The organism is Streptococcus mitis, from assembly GCF_047459985.1.
In the GTDB taxonomy this organism is placed as follows: domain Bacteria; phylum Bacillota; class Bacilli; order Lactobacillales; family Streptococcaceae; genus Streptococcus; species Streptococcus mitis_DZ.
Genome location: NZ_JASHHD010000001.1, coordinates 188,653 through 210,103, shown reverse-complemented (window position 1 = coordinate 210,103; position 21,451 = coordinate 188,653). Strand labels below are relative to the sequence as shown.

Annotated in this window: 16 protein-coding genes; 13 read left to right on the top strand and 3 right to left on the bottom strand. The window is 41.8% G+C overall.

Annotated features, from left to right (window positions below):
• Positions 1–2: 2 nt before the first annotated feature.
• From QM959_RS00975 to QM959_RS00950, 6 genes are all read left to right on the top strand, one after another.
• Positions 3–743 carry a Stp1/IreP family PP2C-type Ser/Thr phosphatase gene (locus QM959_RS00975; RefSeq protein WP_414370813.1) on the top strand — a complete coding sequence of 247 codons (741 nt, stop codon included), beginning with the start codon at positions 3–5 and terminating at the stop codon, positions 741–743.
• Positions 740–2,641 carry a Stk1 family PASTA domain-containing Ser/Thr kinase gene (gene pknB, locus QM959_RS00970; protein ID WP_414370811.1) on the top strand — a complete coding sequence of 634 codons (1,902 nt, stop codon included), beginning with the start codon at positions 740–742 and terminating at the stop codon, positions 2,639–2,641. Before QM959_RS00975 ends, pknB begins: the two co-directional genes overlap by 4 nt.
• 88 nt (positions 2,642–2,729) lie before the next feature.
• Complete coding sequence (locus QM959_RS00965) at positions 2,730–3,488, top strand: threonine/serine exporter family protein (protein WP_414370810.1); 759 nt, start codon at positions 2,730–2,732, stop codon at positions 3,486–3,488.
• A gap of 1 nt (position 3,489) precedes the next feature.
• The gene (locus QM959_RS00960; RefSeq protein WP_000176932.1) at positions 3,490–3,939 is read left to right on the top strand and encodes a threonine/serine exporter family protein; all 450 of its coding nucleotides are present in this window, start codon (positions 3,490–3,492) and stop codon (positions 3,937–3,939) included.
• Positions 3,940–4,052: 113 nt separating this feature from the next.
• Complete coding sequence (locus tag QM959_RS00955; protein WP_414370808.1) at positions 4,053–5,225, top strand: hydroxymethylglutaryl-CoA synthase; 1,173 nt, start codon at positions 4,053–4,055, stop codon at positions 5,223–5,225.
• On the top strand, positions 5,225–6,499 hold the full coding sequence (locus QM959_RS00950) for a hydroxymethylglutaryl-CoA reductase, degradative (RefSeq protein ID WP_414370807.1): 1,275 nt from the start codon (positions 5,225–5,227) through the stop codon (positions 6,497–6,499). The genes QM959_RS00955 and QM959_RS00950 overlap by 1 nt, the downstream gene beginning before the upstream one ends.
• A gap of 189 nt (positions 6,500–6,688) precedes the next feature.
• Here the strand turns inward: QM959_RS00950 and QM959_RS00945 are convergent, their stop codons facing one another.
• Together QM959_RS00945 and QM959_RS00940 are read right to left on the bottom strand one after the other, a co-directional pair.
• Positions 6,689–7,654, bottom strand: a complete 966-nt coding sequence (locus QM959_RS00945; RefSeq protein WP_414370805.1) for a LacI family DNA-binding transcriptional regulator — start codon at positions 7,652–7,654, stop codon at positions 6,689–6,691.
• Positions 7,635–9,089: a sucrose-6-phosphate hydrolase gene (locus QM959_RS00940; protein ID WP_414370803.1), complete on the bottom strand. Its 1,455-nt coding sequence runs from the start codon at positions 9,087–9,089 to the stop codon at positions 7,635–7,637. The genes QM959_RS00945 and QM959_RS00940 overlap by 20 nt, the downstream gene beginning before the upstream one ends.
• A gap of 379 nt (positions 9,090–9,468) precedes the next feature.
• Here QM959_RS00940 and QM959_RS00935 point away from each other — a divergent pair, with 379 nt between their 5' ends.
• Entirely contained in the window at positions 9,469–11,352 is a 1,884-nt protein-coding gene (locus tag QM959_RS00935; RefSeq protein WP_414370801.1) for a sucrose-specific PTS transporter subunit IIBC, read from the top strand.
• Positions 11,353–11,501: 149 nt separating this feature from the next.
• The gene (scrK, locus tag QM959_RS00930) at positions 11,502–12,389 is read left to right on the top strand and encodes a fructokinase ScrK (protein WP_414370800.1); all 888 of its coding nucleotides are present in this window, start codon (positions 11,502–11,504) and stop codon (positions 12,387–12,389) included.
• Positions 12,390–12,431: 42 nt separating this feature from the next.
• On the opposite strand, the gene QM959_RS00925 is transcribed toward scrK, so the two are convergent.
• Entirely contained in the window at positions 12,432–13,049 is a 618-nt protein-coding gene (locus QM959_RS00925; RefSeq protein WP_050223185.1) for a TVP38/TMEM64 family protein, read from the bottom strand.
• Between the two features lie 136 nt (positions 13,050–13,185).
• On the opposite strand from QM959_RS00925, the gene QM959_RS00920 reads away from it, so the two are divergent.
• The 5 genes from QM959_RS00920 (at position 13,186) to metE (ending at position 21,400) form a co-directional block, all read left to right on the top strand.
• Positions 13,186–15,831, top strand: a complete 2,646-nt coding sequence (locus QM959_RS00920; protein ID WP_414370797.1) for a DEAD/DEAH box helicase family protein — start codon at positions 13,186–13,188, stop codon at positions 15,829–15,831.
• A 245-nt stretch (positions 15,832–16,076) separates the two neighbouring features.
• On the top strand, positions 16,077–17,945 hold the full coding sequence (locus tag QM959_RS00915; RefSeq protein ID WP_247924003.1) for a P-loop NTPase fold protein: 1,869 nt from the start codon (positions 16,077–16,079) through the stop codon (positions 17,943–17,945).
• Positions 17,946–18,156: 211 nt separating this feature from the next.
• Complete coding sequence (locus QM959_RS00910; RefSeq protein ID WP_414370795.1) at positions 18,157–18,561, top strand: YbgA family protein; 405 nt, start codon at positions 18,157–18,159, stop codon at positions 18,559–18,561.
• A complete protein-coding gene (locus QM959_RS00905) occupies positions 18,545–18,907 on the top strand; it encodes a TIGR02328 family protein (protein WP_414370793.1) in 363 nt (120 codons plus the stop codon). Before QM959_RS00910 ends, QM959_RS00905 begins: the two co-directional genes overlap by 17 nt.
• A gap of 243 nt (positions 18,908–19,150) precedes the next feature.
• On the top strand, positions 19,151–21,400 hold the full coding sequence (gene metE, locus QM959_RS00900) for a 5-methyltetrahydropteroyltriglutamate--homocysteine S-methyltransferase (protein ID WP_414370791.1): 2,250 nt from the start codon (positions 19,151–19,153) through the stop codon (positions 21,398–21,400).
• The last annotated feature ends 51 nt before the right edge of the window (positions 21,401–21,451 follow it).

The window sequence follows — 21,451 nt, the reverse complement described above, 5'->3', positions numbered from 1 at the left end:
ACATGGAAATTTCATTATTAACAGATGTTGGTCAGAAACGAACAAATAACCAAGACTATGTCAACCACTATGTCAATAGAGCTGGGCGTACCATGATTATTTTAGCTGATGGTATGGGAGGTCATCGCGCAGGGAATATCGCTAGTGAAATGGCGGTAACAGATCTAGGTATAGCTTGGGTTGATACCCAAATCGATACAGTCAATGGAGTGCGTGAATGGTTTGCCCATTACCTAGAAATTGAAAATCAAAAGATTCATCAACTTGGACAAGATGATGCCTATAAAGGAATGGGGACAACTCTTGAGGCTGTTGCTATTATTGGCAATCAGGCTATCTATGCCCACATTGGAGATTCTCGTATTGGTTTGATTCGTGGGGAAGAGTACCACCAGTTAACGAGCGACCATTCCTTGGTCAATGAATTGCTTAAAGCTGGTCAATTGACGCCAGAAGAAGCAGCTAGTCACCCACAAAAGAATATTATTACTCAATCTATCGGTCAAAAAGATGAAATTCAGCCTGATTTTGGAATGATTACCCTTGAGCCAGGAGACTATCTCTTGCTCAATAGCGATGGTCTGACAAATATGATTTCAGCTAGTGAAATCTGTGATATTGTCACAAGTGATATCTCACTTGATGATAAAGCGGCGACCTTGATTCGTTTTGCAAACAATGCCGGAGGGCTTGATAACATCACAGTTGCCCTTGTTTCTATTGAGGAGGAGGCGGCACAATGATCCAGATCGGCAAGATTTTTGCCGGGCGGTATCGGATTGTCAAACAAATTGGCCGTGGAGGTATGGCAGATGTCTACCTGGCCAAAGATTTGATTCTAGACGGAGAAGAAGTGGCAGTGAAGGTCCTGAGGACCAACTACCAGACGGACCCGATAGCTGTAGCTCGTTTTCAGCGTGAAGCGCGTGCAATGGCTGACTTAGATCATCCCCATATCGTTCGGATAACGGATATTGGCGAAGAGGACGGTCAACAGTACCTGGCTATGGAATATGTAGCCGGTCTTGATCTCAAGCGCTATATCAAAGAACACTATCCCCTATCAAATGAAGAAGCTGTCCGTATTATGGGACAAATCCTATTGGCTATGCGCTTGGCGCACACTAAAGGTATTGTCCATCGTGACTTAAAACCTCAAAACATTCTGTTAACTCCGGATGGAACTGCCAAGGTTACAGACTTTGGGATTGCGGTAGCCTTTGCAGAGACGAGTTTGACTCAGACTAATTCAATGCTGGGTTCGGTTCATTATTTATCTCCAGAGCAGGCGCGTGGTTCTAAGGCGACTGTACAGAGTGATATCTATGCCATGGGGATTATTTTCTATGAGATGCTGACAGGCCATATCCCTTATGACGGGGATAGTGCGGTGACTATCGCCCTCCAGCATTTCCAGAAACCACTACCGTCAGTTATTGATGAAAATCCATCTGTGCCTCAGGCTTTGGAAAATGTTGTTATCAAGGCAACTGCCAAGAAATTGACAGATCGTTATCAGTCAGTTGCAGAGATGTATGTGGACTTGTCTAGTAGCTTGTCTTATAATCGTCGCAATGAGCCTAAACTGGTATTTAATGATACTACTAAGGCAGACACCAAGACTCTACCAAAAGTATCCCAGAGTACCTTGACCTCGATTCCTAAGGTACAAACACAAAGTCCGAAGCCACAGACTGCGAAGCCGAGTCAGCAGGTTTCAGAAGACGATTACGCAACCAAGCCTGTTAAGAAACGGAAATTTAGAGTTCGTTATATGATTTTATTGGCCAGCATTGTTTTGGTGGCAGCCTCTCTGATTTGGATACTATCCAGAACTCCTGCAACTATTGCTATTCCAGATGTGGCAGGTAAGACAGTTGCGGAGGCCAAGGAAACTCTCAAGAAAGCCAATTTTGAGATTGGCGAGGAGAAATCAGAGGCTAGTGAAAAGGTGGAAGAAGGGCGGATTATTCGTACAGATCCTGACGCTGGAACTGGTCGAAAAGAAGGAACGAAAATCAATTTGGTTGTCTCATCAGGTAAGCAATCTTTCCAATTGAGTAACTATATCGGCCGTAAATCGACAGATGTTATCGCAGAACTCAAGCAGAAGAAGGTTCCTGAAAATCTCATCAAGATCGAGGAAGAAGAATCAAGTGAGAGTGAAGCAGGAACTGTTCTCAGACAGAGTCCAGCTGCCGGAACAACCTATGATTTGAGCAAGGCCTCAACGATTACCTTAACCGTTGCTAAGAAAGTAACTAGCGTTGCCATGCCAAGTTATACAGGATCTAGTCTTGAATTCACTAAAAATAACTTGATTCAAATTGTTGGGGTGAAAGAAGCCAATATTGAAGTTGTAGAAGTGTCGACAGCTCCCGCTGGAACTGCTGAAGGTACAGTCGTTGAACAGAGTCCAAAAGCAGGTGAAAAGGTTGATTTGACTAATACGCGTGTCAAGATTTCAATCTACAAACCAAAAACACCGCCGTCAACGTCATCATCAGCACCAGCCCAACGTGGAAACCAAGGTTCTACTACAACACCAAATCAGGGGAACCAACAAGGAAATCAACGAGAGAATGCACCTGTTACTACTCAATCAAGTAGTGAAGGGAACCACGGAAATTCTCGTGATTAAACGAATCTTTGTCATGATTTCATGGCAAAGATTTTTTTTGACTCCAGATTTGTGATAAAATAGAGGGAGTTGATAAAAGGAGGAAAGCATGGAAGAATCAAGAGAATTAAATGCCGTCATTGATGTGATTATGCTAGCAGGAACCATTCTCCTAAAAAGTGGTTCAGAGATTCATCGCGTAGAAGATACCATGATTCGTATTGCGCATTCGCAGGGGATTGTAGATTGCAATGTTCTTGCCATGCCTGCCGCTATCTTTTTCTCCATTGAAAATACCAATATTTCGCGCATGAAGCGCGTGACCTCCTCTTCTTATAACATCGAAAAAGTCTGCGATGTGAACCAGATTTCTCGACAGTTGGTTGGGGGGAAGATTGATTTAGAGAAAGCCTTCAAGCAATTGACAGCCTTGCAAGTCCAACCCCTTCCTTATACCAAGCTGCAGGTAACTCTAGCTGCGACCTTTAGTGCTCCTTTCTTTTCAATTATGTTTAGTGGAAATATTTATGATGCACTTGGGGCAGGAGTGGCTACCTTATTTGGTTTTACCTTTTCCCTCTATGTGGAGAAGTTTATCCGAATTCCTTTTGTGACAGCCTTTGCTGGAGCCTTTGTCTTTGGGATGATAGCCCAGTTTTGGGCTCGCTACACAGGCTTTCCTTCAACAGCGGATTTGATTATAGCTGGTGCGGTCATGCCTTTTGTACCAGGGATTGCCTTGACCAACGCGGTTCGTGATATTATGACCAACCACATAAACTCTGGTATGAGTAAGATGTTTGAATCCCTGCTCATTACCCTCGCTTTAGGGGCAGGAACTTCTGTCGCCTTGGTATTGATGAACTGATATGACACTTACAACCTTTTTATTACAAGCAGTAGCAAGTCTTCTTGCCATTATTACCTTTTTAATCGTACTCAATGTGCAACGCTCCATGCTCTTACCTGGAGGGATTTTGGGCATGGCTGTCTGGCTAATCTATCTCTTGCTCAAGGAACCAACCAATGTTATTGTGGCTACCTTCATTGCGGCCATTATCGGTTCATGTGTCAGCCAGATTTTGAGTATTCTTTATAAGACACCTGCTGTGGTCTTTATCTTGGCCATTTTGGCACCTCTGGTTCCGGGTTATCTCTCCTATCGAACAACCGCCTTTTTTGTGACGGGGGATTACAGTCACGCCATTGCTAGTGCAACCTTGGTTGTTATGTTGGCTTTGGTGATTTCCATTGGCATGGCTAGTGGAACAGTGATTCTCAGACTTTACTCCTACTTACGAAAACAGCATAAAAGTTAGATTACTAAGCGACTTGATTTGGTGAATCAAGTCTTTTTTCTCTCTTTTACTGTCATTTGTGATAAAATAGTATAGAACGATTTTTTACAATGAATGATAAAACAGAGGTAAATATGACAATCGGTATTGATAAGATTGGTTTTGCGACCAGTCAATATGTCTTGAAATTACAAGACTTAGCAGAAGCGAGGGGAATTGACCCTGAAAAATTAAGCAAAGGACTCTTACTCAAAGAATTGAGTATTGCGCCCCTAACTGAGGACATCGTGACCTTGGCGGCCAGTGCAAGTGACTCTATTTTAACTGAGCAAGAAAGAGCAGAAATTGATATGGTCATTGTGGCTACCGAGTCAGGAATTGACCAGAGTAAGGCTGCGGCCGTCTTTGTGCATGGTTTGCTGGGTATCCAGCCCTTTGCGCGTAGTTTCGAGATTAAAGAAGCCTGCTACGGAGCGACTGCTGCCCTCCATTATGCCAAATTGCATGTGGAAAATTCTCCAGAGTCTAAAGTCTTGGTCATTGCTAGTGATATTGCCAAATATGGTATTGAAACTCCAGGAGAACCAACTCAGGGTGCTGGAAGTGTGGCTATGTTGATTACACAAAATCCACGCATTATGGCCTTTAATAATGACAATGTAGCTCAGACCCGTGACATCATGGATTTCTGGCGACCAAATTACTCGACAACACCTTATGTAAATGGTGTCTATTCTACCCAACAATATTTGGATAGTTTGAAAACGACATGGCTTGAATACCAAAAACGCTACCAGCTTACTTTGGATGATTTTGCTGCTATTTGTTTCCACTTGCCTTACCCTAAATTAGCGCTAAAAGGCTTGAAAAAAATCATGGATAAGAGCCTGCCCCAAGAGAAAAAGGACCTCTTGCAAAAGCATTTTGACCAGTCTATTCTCTACAGTCAAAAGGTGGGGAATATCTACACAGGTTCACTTTTCCTTGGACTTTTGTCTCTTTTGGAAAATACAGATAGCTTGAAAGCTGGGGATAAAATCGCCCTTTATAGTTACGGAAGTGGTGCCGTGGCTGAGTTCTTTAGTGGTGAATTGGTTGAAGGTTATGAAGCCTATCTAGACAAAGACCGCTTGAACAAGCTCAACCAACGAACTGCCTTATCTGTTGCAGACTACGAAAAAGTCTTCTTTGAGGAAATAGACTTGAATGAAACAAACTCTGCCCAGTTTGCAGGTTATGAAAATCAAGACTATGCCTTGGTTGAAATTCTCGACCACCAACGCCGTTATAGCAAGGTTGAAAAATAATGAAAATAAGTTGGAATGGATTTTCTAAAAAATCATACCAAGAGCGCCTCGAGCTACTAAAAGCTCAGGCGCTCCTTAGTCCTGAGAGACAAGCGAGTCTGGAGCAGGATGAACAGATTGGTGTGACTGTTGCAGACCAGCTGAGTGAGAATGTGGTGGGAACTTTTTCACTGCCTTATTCGCTGGTTCCGGAGGTTCTTGTCAACGGTCAGGACTACACCGTTCCCTATGTGACAGAAGAACCATCTGTGGTTGCTGCGGCCAGCTACGCCAGTAAAATTATCAAGCGAGCAGGCGGTTTTACTGCACAAGTCCATCAGCGTCAGATGATTGGACAGGTAGCCCTTTATCAAGTTGCTAATCCTGAACAAGCGCAAGTGAAGATTACCTGTAAGAAAGCTGAACTCTTGGAGCTTGCCAATCAAGCCTATCCTTCTATCGTTAAACGAGGAGGCGGTGCGCGTGATTTGCATGTAGAAGAGATTAAAGGCGAAACAGACTTTCTTGTTGTTTATCTTCATGTCGATACCCAGGAAGCCATGGGTGCCAATATGCTCAACACCATGTTGGAGGCCTTGAAACCCGTCTTAGAAGAACTCAGTCAGGGACAGAGTCTCATGGGAATTCTGTCTAATTACGCGACAGATTCTCTGGTGACAGCAAGTTGTCGCATCGCTTTTCGCTATTTGAGCCGCCAAAAGGATCAAGGACGAGAAATTGCGGAGAAAATAGCTTTGGCTAGCCAGTTTGCGCAGGCTGACCCTTATCGAGCCGCTACTCATAATAAAGGGATTTTTAATGGTATTGATGCCATTTTGATTGCCACTGGTAATGACTGGCGTGCCATTGAAGCAGGGGCCCATGCCTTTGTCAGTCGAGATGGACACTACCAAGGTCTTAGTCGCTGGACACTGGACCTTGAAAGAGAAGAATTGATCGGTGAAATGACTCTGCCAATGCCTGTAGCGACTAAGGGTGGTTCTATCGGCCTCAATCCTCGTGTAGCTCTCAGTCATGAACTACTGGGAAATCCTTCTGCCAAAGAATTAGCCCAGATTATCGTGTCTACCGGGCTTGCCCAAAACTTTGCGGCCCTGAAAGCTCTGGTCAGTACAGGAATCCAGCAAGGCCACATGAAATTGCAGGCCAAATCCTTAGCTCTCCTAGCAGGTGCTAGTGAAACCGAGGTAGCTCCTCTAGTCGAGCGCCTCATCGCAGATAAAACTTTTAACCTAGAGACAGCCCAGCGCTATCTCGAAAATTTAAGATCATAAAAAAACTCAGACAAATCAGTCTGAGTTTTCTTGTACTTATACTCAATGAAAATCAAAAAGCAAACTAGGAAGCTAGCCGTAGGTTGCTCAAAGCATTGCTTTGAGGTTGTAGATAAGACTGACGAAGTCAGTTACATATATCTACGGTAAGGCGACGCTGACGTGGTTTGAAGAGATTTTCGAAGAGTATTAAATACTTTTTCCAGGCAATAATGTAACTGGTAAAAAGTAACCTGTTGTTGCGACTTCCTTGCCTTCGATCTTTTGCAAGAGGAGGTCAACAGTGAGGCAGGCAATTTCTTCCATAGGTTGTTTCACAGTCGTCAAATGAGGGTAGTAATTCTCGATAAAGTAGGTACCATCATAGCCGATGACCTTGAGCTCTTCTGGGACAGAAATGCCCAGTTCTTGAGCAATTTTGATAACCAAAATAGCTGTCAAATCATCCGAAGCAAAAATAGCATCTGGTCTTTGTCGAGTTAAGATATTCTTGATTTCCATTTCTTTTCTGACAGGAGAAAAGTCACTGGAAACATTAATAATAGGAGCTTTTGGGAGTACGGATGCAAAACCAGCGTGGCGTAGTCCAGTTGGTGAATTAGAATTGTCATTCCCTGTAATCATGATGATAGACTGGGCGCCTGTCTTGACCAAGGTCTGGGCGGCTAGGACCCCACCAGCATAGTTGTCAGACGAGACAACAGGAATATCTGGTGACAGGTTTCGGTCAAAGGAAATAATCGGCGCTGTTACACGATTGTAGTCTTCAATTCCCAAGTTGTGACTGCCAGAAATGATGCCGTCTACCTGATTGGCTTCTAACATTTCGATGTATTCGCGTTCCTTCTCAGAATCGTGTTCGCTGTTGCAGATGATGGCCTTGTAACCATTCTTGAAGAGTTGATGTTCCAATTTATCAATCAATTCTGCATAGAAAACGTTGGAAATATTTGGGAAAATCAAACCGATTAACTTAGCTGATTTTCCTTGCAGACTACGAGCTAGGTTGTTGGGTTTATAGCCCAATTCCCGCATGGCTTCATTGACTTTTTGGATGGTTTTCTCAGAGAGATAGCCTTTTTTATTGATAACCCGAGAAACGGTAGTAGGGCTGACGCCTGCAAGTTTGGCGACATCAGTTAGTTTTGCGACCATAATCTAATTCATAGTAAGTTCCAGTTGGGTTTCCAGATTTGATCAGGATACCATTTTGGTCTGCATGTGGGAAGACACGACCAGAAAATACTTTTTCTCCTTTGTTGATGAAAATTTCAAAGACAGAGTTATCGATGAAAATCGTGGCAGTAGTGGCCTGATTGTCGATTGGGCAAGAACGAGTTGTACCAAATTCTTGGGCGTACTGTTCACCAGCTTGGCTACGATCCACTGTCACTTGACCATTTACAAGGTCAAAGTTGATGGAAAGTCCCTTGCCTTCTTTGTCAGCAAGTAAGACAATCTCGCTCTGACTATTGGCTTCTAAGTTGAGTTCGAGTTCGTATGTGTTCTTGGTTTGAGCACGATTTGAGAACATCTCTTCAGAAGCACGAAGGTCCTTGATAGCTGCGACTGGGTATTGGTAGAGTTTACCGTCTTTGATAGTGAGTTCTTTGACCAAAGAGAAGGTTCCTTGGTGGTCAAAACGGTCAGATGGGTAAGAAACATCTGGTAAACCAAGCCAGCTAACTGCTAGAGCACGTCCGTCAGGAGCGTTGAAGGCTTGAGTTGCATAGGCTTCGAAACCATAATCCATGTTTTGAAGTTGAGACACATCTACCATTTTGGAATTTTCAGGGTCAAAGGAAGCCCCAATCTTATACATATTTGGATAGATATTATCGTAGTCTAGAACTTTCTTATCCAATCCTTGTGGACAGTAGAGGAGGACAGGTTGCTCCCCTACAAAGACCAGATTTGGGCATTCCATCATGTAGGCAGTACGGTCGTTAGCAAAGTCAAGGTCGCCAACTGCTTGCCAGTTTGTATAGTCATTATCGACAGCCTTGTAGAGACGGACGAAGCCTTTTTTCTCTAAGTCCTGTCCACCGACGATAGCATAGTATTGACCCTTAAAGTTAAAAATTTGCGGATCGCGGAAGTGGTCAGTTGAGTCAGCAGGCTGGTCAATCAAGATCTTGTCAATCTTGCTAATCTTGCCATCTTTATCCATCAAAGCCCCAATCTGGTACGGGTGACGGATCCAGTTTTCATCACGGACATTTCCTGTATAAAATAGGAACAAGTTATCGCCAAACTGCATGGCAGAACCAGAGTAAGCACCGTGGCTATCTAATGGAGTATCAGGCAAAACTTTGACTCCGGTTTCTCTAAAGTGAACCAAATCATCACTTTCAAGCTGAACCCAAGATTTTAAGCCGTGGGCTGCACCAAAAGGGAAGTTCTGGTAAAAAACAATCCACTTGCCATCAAAGTAAGAAAAGCCATTTGGGTCGTTGAGAAGTCCTGTTTTTGGCTCAACATGGTAATGAGTATGCCATGGAGATTGTGCCATATTTTCCTTTATATGTTGAATTTCTTCTTGCGTCCAATCTTGATAAAGTCTGTAACGACGCTCAGTTGTCCATTCCATTCATTCATTCCTCCGAAAATCTTATCACTTTTAATAGTAACCGTTTTCGATAAAAAATGCAAGCCTTTTATGTTAAAAAAGAGAAAAAACTGTCAAACGTTTATCATAAAATAAAAGCAGGAAATCAGTCATCTATCTACAGAAAATTGAAAGAAAGTGAAACAAAATCCTTTTTAACTCAGATTTTAAACTATTTTTTTAAAGAACACTTTCATAAAACTCTCACAATCTATCAAAACAAAAGACCTTACTCTAAGAAACAAATATTTTTTCTGCAAAACGCTTGACATATTTTTTAAACGTGATAGAATAATATTCGTAGGGCGGATAAAATCGCTTTCAAACATTTTACAAATTTTTTATAAGGAGATTTTTGCAAATGACGAATACAGAAATTGCAAAAAGAGTCATCGAAGCCTTAGGCGGACGTGAGAACGTTAACAGTGTTGCGCACTGTGCGACTCGCCTTCGTGTCATGGTTAAAGATGAAGCGAAAATTAACAAAGATGCTATCGAGAGCTTGGAAAAAGTTCAAGGTGCTTTCTTTAACTCAGGTCAATACCAAATCATCTTTGGTACTGGTACAGTAAACAAGATGTACGATGAAGTCGTAGCCCTTGGTTTGCCAACTTCAACAAAAGCTGAAATGAAAGCAGAAGCTGCTAAACAAGGAAATTGGTTCCAACGTGCCATCCGTACTTTCGGTGACGTCTTCGTTCCAATCATTCCAGTTATCGTAGCAACTGGTCTCTTCATGGGTGTTCGTGGTCTCTTGACTGCTCTTGGAATGACACTTCCAGAAGATGTGACAACTTATACTCAGATCTTGACAGACACTGCCTTTATTATCTTGCCAGGTTTGGTTGTTTGGTCAACTTTCCGTGTATTCGGTGGTAACCCAGCTGTTGGTATCGTTCTTGGTATGATGCTCGTTTCTGGTTCACTTCCAAATGCCTGGGCTGTTGCGTCTGGTGGTGAAGTAACTGCAATGCAGTTCTTCGGATTTATCCCAGTTGTAGGTTTGCAAGGTTCAGTTCTTCCAGCCTTCATCATCGGGGTTGTCGGAGCTAAGTTTGAAAAAGCAGTTCGTAAGGTTGTTCCAGATGTACTTGATCTCTTGGTAACACCGTTTGTAACACTCCTTGTAATGTCAATTCTTGGATTGTTTGTTATCGGACCAGTCTTCCACGTTGTTGAAAACTACATTCTCATTGGAACTAAAGCAATTCTTAACTTGCCATTCGGACTTGGTGGTTTCTTGATTGGTGGAGTTCACCAATTAATCGTCGTATCAGGTGTTCACCACATCTTCAACTTGCTTGAAGTTCAATTGCTTGCTGCTGACCATGCTAACCCATTTAACGCTATCATCACAGCTGCCATGACTGCTCAAGGTGCTGCGACTGTAGCCGTTGGTGTGAAAACTAAAAATCCTAAACTTAAAACACTTGCTTTCCCAGCTGCTCTTTCTGCCTTCCTAGGTATTACTGAGCCTGCTATCTTCGGGGTTAACTTGCGTTTCCGTAAACCATTCTTCCTTTCATTGATTGCTGGTGCAATCGGTGGTGGATTGGCATCTATCCTTGGTCTTGCTGGTACTGGTAATGGTATCACAATCATCCCAGGTACAATGCTTTACATTGGTAACGGACAACTTGCACAATACCTTCTTATGGTAGCTGTATCATTTGCCCTTGGTTTTGCCCTTACTTACATGTTTGGTTACGAAGATGAAGTAGAGGTTGCTGAAGGAACTACTACAGAACGCTTCGTTGAAGAAGCAGTTACTGGAAATGTTGTTGCTCTTCAAAATGAAACACTTGTCACTCCTATCGTTGGTGATGTTGTTGCTCTTGCTGATGTCAATGACCCAGTCTTCTCAAGTGGAGCTATGGGACAAGGTATCGCTGTGAAACCTAGCCAAGGTGTGGTCTATGCACCAGCTGATGCTGAAGTTTCAATCGCCTTTCCAACAGGGCACGCTTTTGGTTTGAAAACAACCGATGGTGCTGAAGTTTTGATTCACGTTGGTATCGACACTGTAACAATGAACGGTGACGGTTTTGAAGCAAAAGTTGCTCAAGGTGACAAGGTCAAAGCTGGCGATGTTCTTGGAACATTTGACTCAAACAAAATTGCTGCAGCTGGACTTGATGATACAACAATGATTATCGTTACAAACACAGCTGACTACGCTTCAGTAGCTCCAGTAGCAACAGGTTCAGTTGCGAAGGGTGATGCTGTGATCGAAGTGAAAATCTAATCAATCCTCTCTAAAGTGAAAACGAACAAATGACATGTTTGTTCGTTTTTGCTTGAATGGTAAGATTTACAGAGGAAAATCTAAAAAATAGAGAAATTTAGACTTTCGAAATATGCTATAATAAAGAAAATAAAAACAAGAGGTTTATCATGACAAAATTATATGGGAGCTTGGAAGCGGGCGGTACAAAGTTTGTCTGTGCTGTCGGTGATGAAAACTTTAACGTTGTAGAAAAAACACAATTTCCAACAACAACTCCAATCGAAACAATCGATAAAACCATCGAGTTTTTCTCAAAATTCGATAATCTTGCTGGTCTTGCAGTTGGTTCATTTGGTCCGATTGATATTGACAAAAACTCAAAAACCTATGGCTTTATCACAACGACTCCAAAACCAAACTGGGCAAATGTGGACTTACTTGGTGCTCTTCGCCGCGCCCTCAACGTGCCAATGTACTTCACTACAGACGTAAACAGCTCTGCCTACGGTGAAGTGGTTGCCCGTAACAATGCTGGTGGCCGTATCGAAAACTTGGTTTACTACACAATCGGTACAGGGATCGGTGCAGGAGTCATCCAACGTGGTGAGTTTATCGGTGGTGTTGGTCACCCTGAAATGGGTCACTATTATGTGGCTAGACACCCAATGGATATTGAAAAAGAATTTAAAGGAGTTTGTCCTTTCCATAATGGATGTTTGGAAGGCTATGCAGCTGGTCCAAGTCTGGAAGCTCGTACAGGTGTTCGTGGGGAAAATATCGAACTTAACAACTCTGTATGGGATGTCCAAGCCTACTACATCGCTCAAGCTGCAGTCAATGCGACAGTGACTTTCCGACCAGACGTGATCGTCTTTGGTGGTGGAGTTATGGCTCAACAACACATGCTTGATCGTGTGCGTGAGAAATTCACATCTTTGCTCAACGGTTACCTACCAGTGCCAGATGTGCGTGATTATATCGTTACACCGGCTGTTGCAGGCAATGGTTCAGCTACACTGGGGAACTTCGTTCTTGCTAAGAGCGTTGCAAAATAAAGCACAAAATCCGCTTGGGAAACCAAACGGATTTTTTATGTGTCAAAGCATTTGCCAGAAAAAGTCAATAATATAAGTCAAACCGTAGGTATAAACTACGAGGGTAAAGGGCTTGGTCAGAACGATGATGGTCATATAGCGCTTGAAGCTCATCTTGGTCAGGGCAGCCAGCATACAGAGAAAGTCAGCGGGACTAATGGGCCAAATCATCATAAAAATAAAGAAACGGTCAAAACGATTGCCCTTATCCAACCAACCGATGTACTTGTCGTAGGTGCGCTTGCTGACGACAGACTGGACAAAGGCAGCCCCATAGAGGCGCACCAGATAAAAGATAATAGCGCAGCCAATCACGATACCGATATAGTTGTAGATAGTCCCGATGATGTGCCCGTAGATAAAGACCCCAGCCACTGAGGTCAAGGCCCCAGGAATGATAGGGACGACCGTTTGTAAAATCTGTAAAAAGATAAAGAGAGGTGGTCCCCAGATACCTGCTTGCTGAATAAAGGCAGAGAGGGTTTCCTTAGACTGTAAAATCCCAGCCTGATAAGCCCAAATACAGAAAATCAAACTCCCAACCCCACCAACAATCGATGAGATATTGATAACTTGCTGCAGAAGGGGAGATACAGCTTTCATTTGTTTATCCTGTGACATGTAAACTCCTCATAGATAGTATAAATCTACTATACCATATTTTGAGGAGAAAGACTACACGGGATACTTCGTGTGACTTTGTCTCAAGTATGGTAAAATGGGAATAAGAAAATGACAGCTTAGAATGAGGAAAATCATGTTAGGATTGAAGTTTAATGGTACTTGGCGCAACTACCAAAAACAAGTCTTGGACAACTTTCAGGAATACCAAGCAGATGGCCATGTCCACTTGGTGGCAGCACCAGGTTCTGGGAAAACAACCATTGGTATCGAGTTGATTGCCCGCTTTGATAAGCCAGCTCTAGTTTTGGTGCCAACTGTTACCATTCGGGAACAATGGGTGGACAGGATTCGTCAGGCCTTTTTAGAGGATGAGGACCAGGTCACAAGTCTCGTGTCTCAAAATCTCAAGGATATGAAGCAAATCACCATCGCCACCTATCAAGCTTTTCACAGTGCCATGCAACAGGTACAATCTCAAGAAGATAATGGCGAGGTTGAAGACTTTGTCGGCTTTGACCTGCTTGCTAGACTTAAGGAAAAAGGCGTTGAAACCCTCTGTTTGGATGAATGCCATCACTTGAGAAATGAATGGTGGAAAAGCCTAGAAGATTTCCGTAAAAATTACCAACAACTGCAAGTCATCTCTCTCACAGCAACACCGCCTTATGACAGTGAGCCAGAACTCTGGGAACGCTATCTCCAGATGTGTGGCGAAATCGACCAAGAAATCACGGTGCCAGAACTAGTCAAGGAAGACACCCTCTGCCCTCACCAGGACTTTGTCTATATCTGTTTTCCGACCAAGGAAGAAGACAAGAAACTGGAAGAATTTGAGGATACCAAGTGGCAGTATGTCAGCCAACTAGTCGTTGATCCTGATTTTCAAGAGTTGATTAAGAGTTCCAAGGTTCTCAAAGGGGAAATCTCTGCGGATATGCTCCTTGAAGATCCCAAGTATCTTTCAGCCCTCCTTATTTATTTACAGGCTCAAAAACTGGAAATTCCCAAGCATCTACGAGATTTACTAGGAGCTGAAGGCTTGCCTGCTCTTAATTACTACTGGCTCGAAGTCCTCTTGCAAGGCCTTCTCTATCAGACACCCGACTGGTATGAGTATCCACAGGAGACAAAGAAAAAGATAGAAGCTGAGTTGAAATCAAGAGGATTGATTGAAAAACGTCAGGTCTTCTTGGTCAAATCCAAGGCCAATGACCAAATCCTCAATCAATCTCTAGGAAAACTGGCTGGCATCGTATCTATCTTTGAAACCGAGTATGCTAGTCTAGGTCAGGACTTGAGACAGTTAGTCTTGGCGGACTATATTCGCAAGGACTTTTCCAGTTATCTGGGAGATGACCAAGCACCAATCACGCAATTAGGTGTCCTCCCTTACTTTGAAACCATTCGCAGAAGTGCACAAAAACAAGGCTTGTCTGTCCCTATAGCAGTCCTTTCTGGTAGTGTCGTGATCATACCGGCTAGTGTCAAGGGAGAACTTCAAGCCCTCATTCCAAACACTAGCTTAAGCTTCTCTGCCATTGGAAAACTCGATCAAGGTGCTTATCTCCAAGTAGGCTTTCCATCTAGCTTTAAGGGGATGGTCGCAGCAGTGACCGAGCTCTTCCAACGTGGTTCTATCCAGGTCTTGGTCGGAACCAAGTCTCTCTTGGGAGAAGGATGGGATGCGCCTTGCGTCAATTCTCTCATCCTAGGAAGTTTTGTCGGAAGCTTTATGCTGAGTAATCAGATGCGAGGCCGTGCTATCCGTATCTGGCCAGGACATCCAGATAAGACCAGCAATATCTGGCACCTAGTAGCCATCAAACCTTACAAAAATCCAGCCTTTTCTAATGAAAATCAAGAAGAACAAGACCTCAATCCATATCAGGACCTGCACACCCTAGCCCGACGTATGGACCACTTCCTTGGCTTGTCCTATAAGGAAGATACCATCGAAACAGGTCTGGATCGCTTGAACTTCCCTGAGTTTCCATTTAAGAAAAAGAAACTCGAAGACTACAACGAGAAAATCATGGAACTATCCAAGGATCGTGCCTCCCTTCGTAAAAAATGGCAGGAATCTCTCATCGTTGCTGACAAGATTGAGATTGTCAATGAAGTAGCGACTGACAGTAAACGAATCCCTCTGCTTGCCCTAGCGGATGCTGAAAAGTGGGTTCGCTATTCTTTCTTACTGATTGCAGTTAATCTCCTCCTCTATCTTTTTAAAACAAATGGTATTCGTCTTGCTTGGTTAACGACTATTAGTCTTGTTTTGCTTACTATTGCTTTGGTCCGTTATTTCTTTTACAAGAGTCCTTATGTACGCCTACGTCAGGTGGGTGAAGGTATTCGTAATGCCATGCTAAAGATGGGGCATCTTTCCGATGATCAGTCGCGCGTGCAGGTGGAAGAAGATAAGGATAGCTATTGCGTTTTTGCCTATCTAAAAGGTGGCAGTATGCGAGATAAGGAGCTCTTCTCTCAGACCTTGGGCGAATTCTTTGCTCCCGTGGACAATCAACGCTACCTCTTAGTAGCAAAAAAAGCACCAGAAGGTCAATCCAAGTATTTTGTAGTTCCTAGCCTCTTTGAAAAGCGCAAGGAAGAAGCTCAGCTCTTTCTAGACGCAATCGCACCTCAGCTAGGTGATTACCAGTTAGTCTACACCCGCAACGAAGCAGGCAGAAAAATCCTGCTCGAAGCCAGACTCAAATCCCTAGCCAACAAAAACGACCGCATCATCACCAAGAAAAAGGTCAAAAGTGCCTTGAAATAGAAAAAATCACAATATATAAATAAATTTTCTTAAAAGATAAACACAAATAGAGACAGTAAGAAACGATTGACTGGTTCCAATAAGAAGGAGAAAAAAGTAAAAGTAGAAGAAGCGAGAACAGTGGCAGGATAAAAATAAACGTCTGTAGATATATTATTATCTAAAGGCGTTTTTTGGTGGATTCGTGGTATAATTTTTATAAAAGTAGGCGCTATGAAATATTTTGTTTTTTAGAAAGAAATACTATGGATGATAGATTTATTACATTAAAGCACATTGATACTTCAGTAGCAGCTAAAAATGTTGCTAAATTACTTGAAGAAAATAAAACTTATTTCTTAAATGGGAACTGGGGTTCTGGAAAAACAGAATTTCTAGTTGAAGTTGGTAAGAATACTAATAAAAAATTAGTTACGATAGACTTTTGGAGATTAAGCGATAACCGCTCAACGATTGAGATTGTTTTTTCAAAATTACACCCGTTGGTATATAGCCTTTTAAGGATTTTCATAGTTTTATGTGTCGCAGTTTCTATCTTAATGACTAATGTAGTTGATTTGGGTTTAAGTTCTTTTTTTGAATCTTTTTGTGTTAAATTAATTATTGGGAGTATTGTTTTATTAGTAGCAATCTATCAATTTTTTAAAATCAAATCAGATGGTTTTTACAGTTGTTTACTAACTTCTAAATGTCTATCATTATCTCGAAAAGTATTAGTTATTGATGATTTTGATCGAATGTCTAACAAACAACAAGAGGAGAGTTATAAAATTTTTAGCTTGCTTAATGGCAAGATTCCAATTGTTTTTGTTGGAGATATTGAGAAAGTGCATCTTAACGACAATAATTTCCTCTCTAAAATTATTGATAGACGGATAGAACTACCATTTGTTCTTCACCCATCAAATATTTGGCAAGATTATTTTGAGTTGTTAAGTAAAAAACTCAATACGAGTTTGTCAGATGATTTTTGGAGAAGGTTTAGCTTTGAAAACAGAAATTTGCGAGATCGTAATCATTTTAATGACTATGTCAATCAAGAATTCTTTTCAAGGAAGAAGTTTGAACATGTTCAAGAAGAACAGCAACTTTGGATTATCTACGCTTATCTTTTTTATCCTGAATTATATAAACAACTATTAAAGAACGAAGAAATAAAAGTTAAGGATGATGAAGAAACAAGTTTTACAGAGATTTTCAAGTTTGGGCGAAGCATACAGGAAATATTATCTGACATTCAGCAATCAGACCATAACCAATATCCACCGAACTATAAAAAGAATAAACCAGCCTATTTTCTCTATGAAGAACCTCTAAATCATACAAAAGAGGAATTTAATACATTACTTGAAACAGACAGTAATGAATTATCCAGAGAACTAAGAGAGGCAAACTATAACAAAGATTTTTATCAATATCTCTCAAGCGAATATAAATCTTTTTCTGAAATTCAGAAAGCTAAACTACTACGTATTACTATACAGGAATCTCTGAAATCTTATAATAGCTCTGCAATGGACTATATTGTTGAAGAAAAATTGAATGAAGAAATCCCTAGATATGAGAGAAATACTCCTTTAAGCAAGGAAACAATAGCTAGGATTGTAAATTTTTGGGAAACTATTCTTAGGAAAGAAGGTTTAGACCAGTCTGAAATCATTTATTTTATGGAAAAGCATAGAGTACTTAGCTTCCATGATTTGGGACTTCACTATACAAAATTAGAGATTAATAATGAAAATTTTGCCAAGCTAAATCGGAAAGATTTCTTCCTATTGACCTATCTAAGTGCGGTTAATAAATTTGGGCAATTTAAGAAATGGGATAGTAGTATATGGAATGCGATAGATTGTTTTGGAGATAAGGAATTTTTATCATTTTGGAAATTTCAAGGGATTCTATCTACTGATGAGAATTATTTTGATTTTGATATTATCCCAGAAAATATGATCTATACTCTTTGGATAGGTAAATACACTTTTGAACCACCACATGATTTTGAAGATTATAGGGAGGATGTTATTAAAAAGATTCGCCTGAAACTTGATCAGCTGGAATCAAAAGGATTCACATTTGATGAGAAAATAGATGGAGAACATAGACGCAGGGATTAGGATTTTAAAATTTGGGTATTTTTCTAGTTTATTGCTTATTTCTTACCGTTACACTAAATTAGCATTTTCTATAAAAATTACTTGCTCTACTCAGGTCGAGTGGTTTTTATAGAATTATGATAAAATAGGAGTAATAATACATTTTTGAAAGAGTTTTAGATACAACTTTGTTTCCGTATTTCCTGGGAACTAGTAGAAAGTAAGGAGAAATATGGAAAATACCAACCAACGTGCCCTTTGTCAGCAACTCTGGGCGGAAAATAAATACCTTGTTTTGAGCCATTCCAGCAATATTTACAAGGAGATTCGCCAGTATCTCAAGCAAGAAGTGGTGGAGTTGAGTCATGTTCAAGAGATGATTGACTGTGCCTGCCAGATTCCAGAACACAGGGGTCAGGTTTGCAATGCCTTTCAGCATATTTGGGGCTATTTTAAAAAGCAAGCCAGTCTTGATGAGCGCAAAGACTATATGCTTTTGCTGGATCGCTACCGCTTTGGTCAAGCCTCTAAGGAGGACTTGATTGCTAGAACTAGAGACTTGCTTGATCGCTATCCAAATAGTTACTTGCAACATTCGACCTTGCTGAAAGGAGACTCCCATGAGACTTTGGCATGAGGCTTTGATTTCACAACTTCCCCGTCCTCAGCTTTTGGGGCAACATCGAGAGTGCTGTGCCCTGCGTGGGAATGGCTGGGGCAGAAAGCATGCGACGGTTGACTATGTCTTTACCCACTCGCCCTATCGTCTATATGCCTATCACCGCTTGATCATGGAGGAGATGGCTGGCCGTGGCTATAATGTCAGTCCAGAGTGGCTGGATAAGAACTATCGTGGAAAGACCTGCCCTCCTTATGAAAACTTAGCAGAGGAAAAGCTGAAAAGTCCAATCTATAGTGAGCATGACAATGCCTACTATGAGGAGTGTCTGGCTAATCTCCGAGAGAAGGGGATAGACCTATAGTCTTTTCTAATAACAAGCCATAGGCAATTCTCAGTTTAATCAAGTTTGACTATGAACAGGGCTATCTTGAAAATCTGTTAATCATTGTTTATCAAAGGATTTGGGGAATCTTCTCCAAATCTTTTTTTGTACTTCAAATAACGATATAGTTTCAAACTATATCAAAGCCTAATTTTTTACAATTATACAGACGCTTTCTTTTCTGTTAAGATAGTTTCAACAACAATTTTTGGAGGACAAAACATGTCAACTACAATTATCGGTTTCCCACGTTTGGGTGAATTCCGTGAATTAAAATTTACAACTGAAAAATACTTTAGAAAAGAAATCTCAGAAGAAGAACTCTTGGCTGCTGCGAAAGAATTGCGTGCAAAACACTGGAACATCGTCAAGGAAAAAGGTATCACTGAAATCCCATCAAATGACTTTTCTCACTATGACAACTTCCTTGATGCTGCTTTCCTTTTCAACGTAGTTCCTGCATCAGTACAAAACTTGGACTTGTCTGATCTTGAACGCTACTTTGCTTTGGGACGTGGTTACCAAGGAGAAAAAGGGGATGTTCGTGCCCTTCCGATGAAGAAATGGTTCAACACAAACTACCACTACATCGTTCCAAAATTTGCAAAAGACACTCAAGTAAAATTGGCTGGTCACAAGATTTTCGATGAGTTCCAAGAAGCTAAAGAACTTGGTCTCAACACTCGTCCTGTCCTTGTAGGTCCATTCACTTTCCTTCAATTATCAGACTTTGAAGAAGGCGTGAAAGCAGAAGACTTCGTAGATAGCTTAGTAGCTGCTTACCAAGATGTTTTTGCGAAATTGGCTGAACTTGGTGCCACTCGTATCCAACTCGATGAAGCTGCTCTTGTCAAAGACTTGACAGAAGAAGAAAAAGCCCTCTTCTTGAACATCTACAACAAACTCTTGGCTGATAAAAAAGGTCTTGAAGTCTTGCTTCAAACTTACTTCGGTGACGTTCGTGACGTTTACGCTGACCTTGTGAAATTGCCAGTAGATGCGATCGGTCTTGACTTCGTTGAAGGTAAGAAAACTCTTGAACTTGTTAAAGGTGGATTCCCAGCTGACAAGACTCTTTATGCAGGTATTGTCAATGGTAAGAACATCTGGCGCAACAACTACGAAAAGAGCTTGGCTGTTCTTGAGCAAATCCCAGCTGAAAACATCGTTTTGACAAGCTCATGTTCACTTCTTCATGTGCCATTTACAACTGCTAATGAAGAATTTGAACCAGCTATCTTGAACCACTTTGCATTTGCAGTTGAAAAATTGGATGAGATCCGTGACTTGGATGCTATCCGCAACGGTCAAGGTGCAGAAGCTCTTGCAGCTAACAAAGAACTCTTTGCGACTGAACGTGTTGGTGAAAATGCGGAACTTCGTGCTCGTATCGCTGGATTGACAGACGCAGACTACACTCGTTTGCCAGCCTTCGCAGAACGTGAAGCAATCCAAGAAGAAGCATTCAAACTTCCAGCTCTTCCAACAACAACAATCGGTTCATTCCCTCAAACTAAGGAAGTTCGTGCTAAACGTTTGGCCTTCCGTAAGGGTGAATTGTCACAAGAAGAATACGATGCCTTCCTTGCTGAAACCATCGACGAATGGATCAAATGGCAAGAAGAAGTTGGATTTGACGTGCTTGTACACGGTGAATTCGAGCGTAACGACATGGTTGAGTACTTCGGTCAAAACTTGTCAGGTTACCTCTTCTCTAAGAACGGTTGGGTACAATCATACGGTATGCGTGGGGTTAAACCACCAATCATCTGGGGTGATGTAACTCGTCTCAACCCAATCACTGTGAAATGGTCTAGCTACGCACAAAGCCGTACAGACAAACCTGTTAAAGGTATGTTGACTGGACCTGTTACAATTCTTAACTGGTCATTCCCACGTGAAGACATCTCTATCAAGGATTCTACTCTTCAAATCGCTCTTGCTATCAAGGATGAAGTTCTTGACCTTGAAGCTGCAGGCGTGAAAATCATCCAAATCGACGAGGCTGCCCTTCGTGAGAAATTGCCACTTCGTCGTAGCGACTGGTACGAAGATTACCTTGACTGGGCTATTCCAGCCTTCCGTTTGGTACACTCAACAGTAGCACCAGACACACAAATTCACACTCACATGTGTTACTCAGAATTTACAGATATCATCCCAGCTATCGACAACATGGATGCAGACGTTATCTCATTTGAGGCTAGCCGTTCAAACCTTGAAATCTTGGACGAACTCAAAGCGAAAAACTTCCAAACTGAAGTTGGACCTGGGGTTTACGATATCCACTCACCTCGTGTGCCTAACGAAGGCGAAATCGACCACACCATCGAAGCAATTCTTGCGAAAGTACCTAGCAAGAAAGTTTGGATCAACCCTGACTGTGGTTTGAAAACACGTGGTATTCCAGAAACGAAAGAAAGCTTGATCCGCCTTGTAGAAGCTGCGAAAGCTGCGCGTGAGAAATTGTAAGAAAAGACAGTTCTCTATACATGGTTGATCAGTAAGAAATCAACTAGAAAA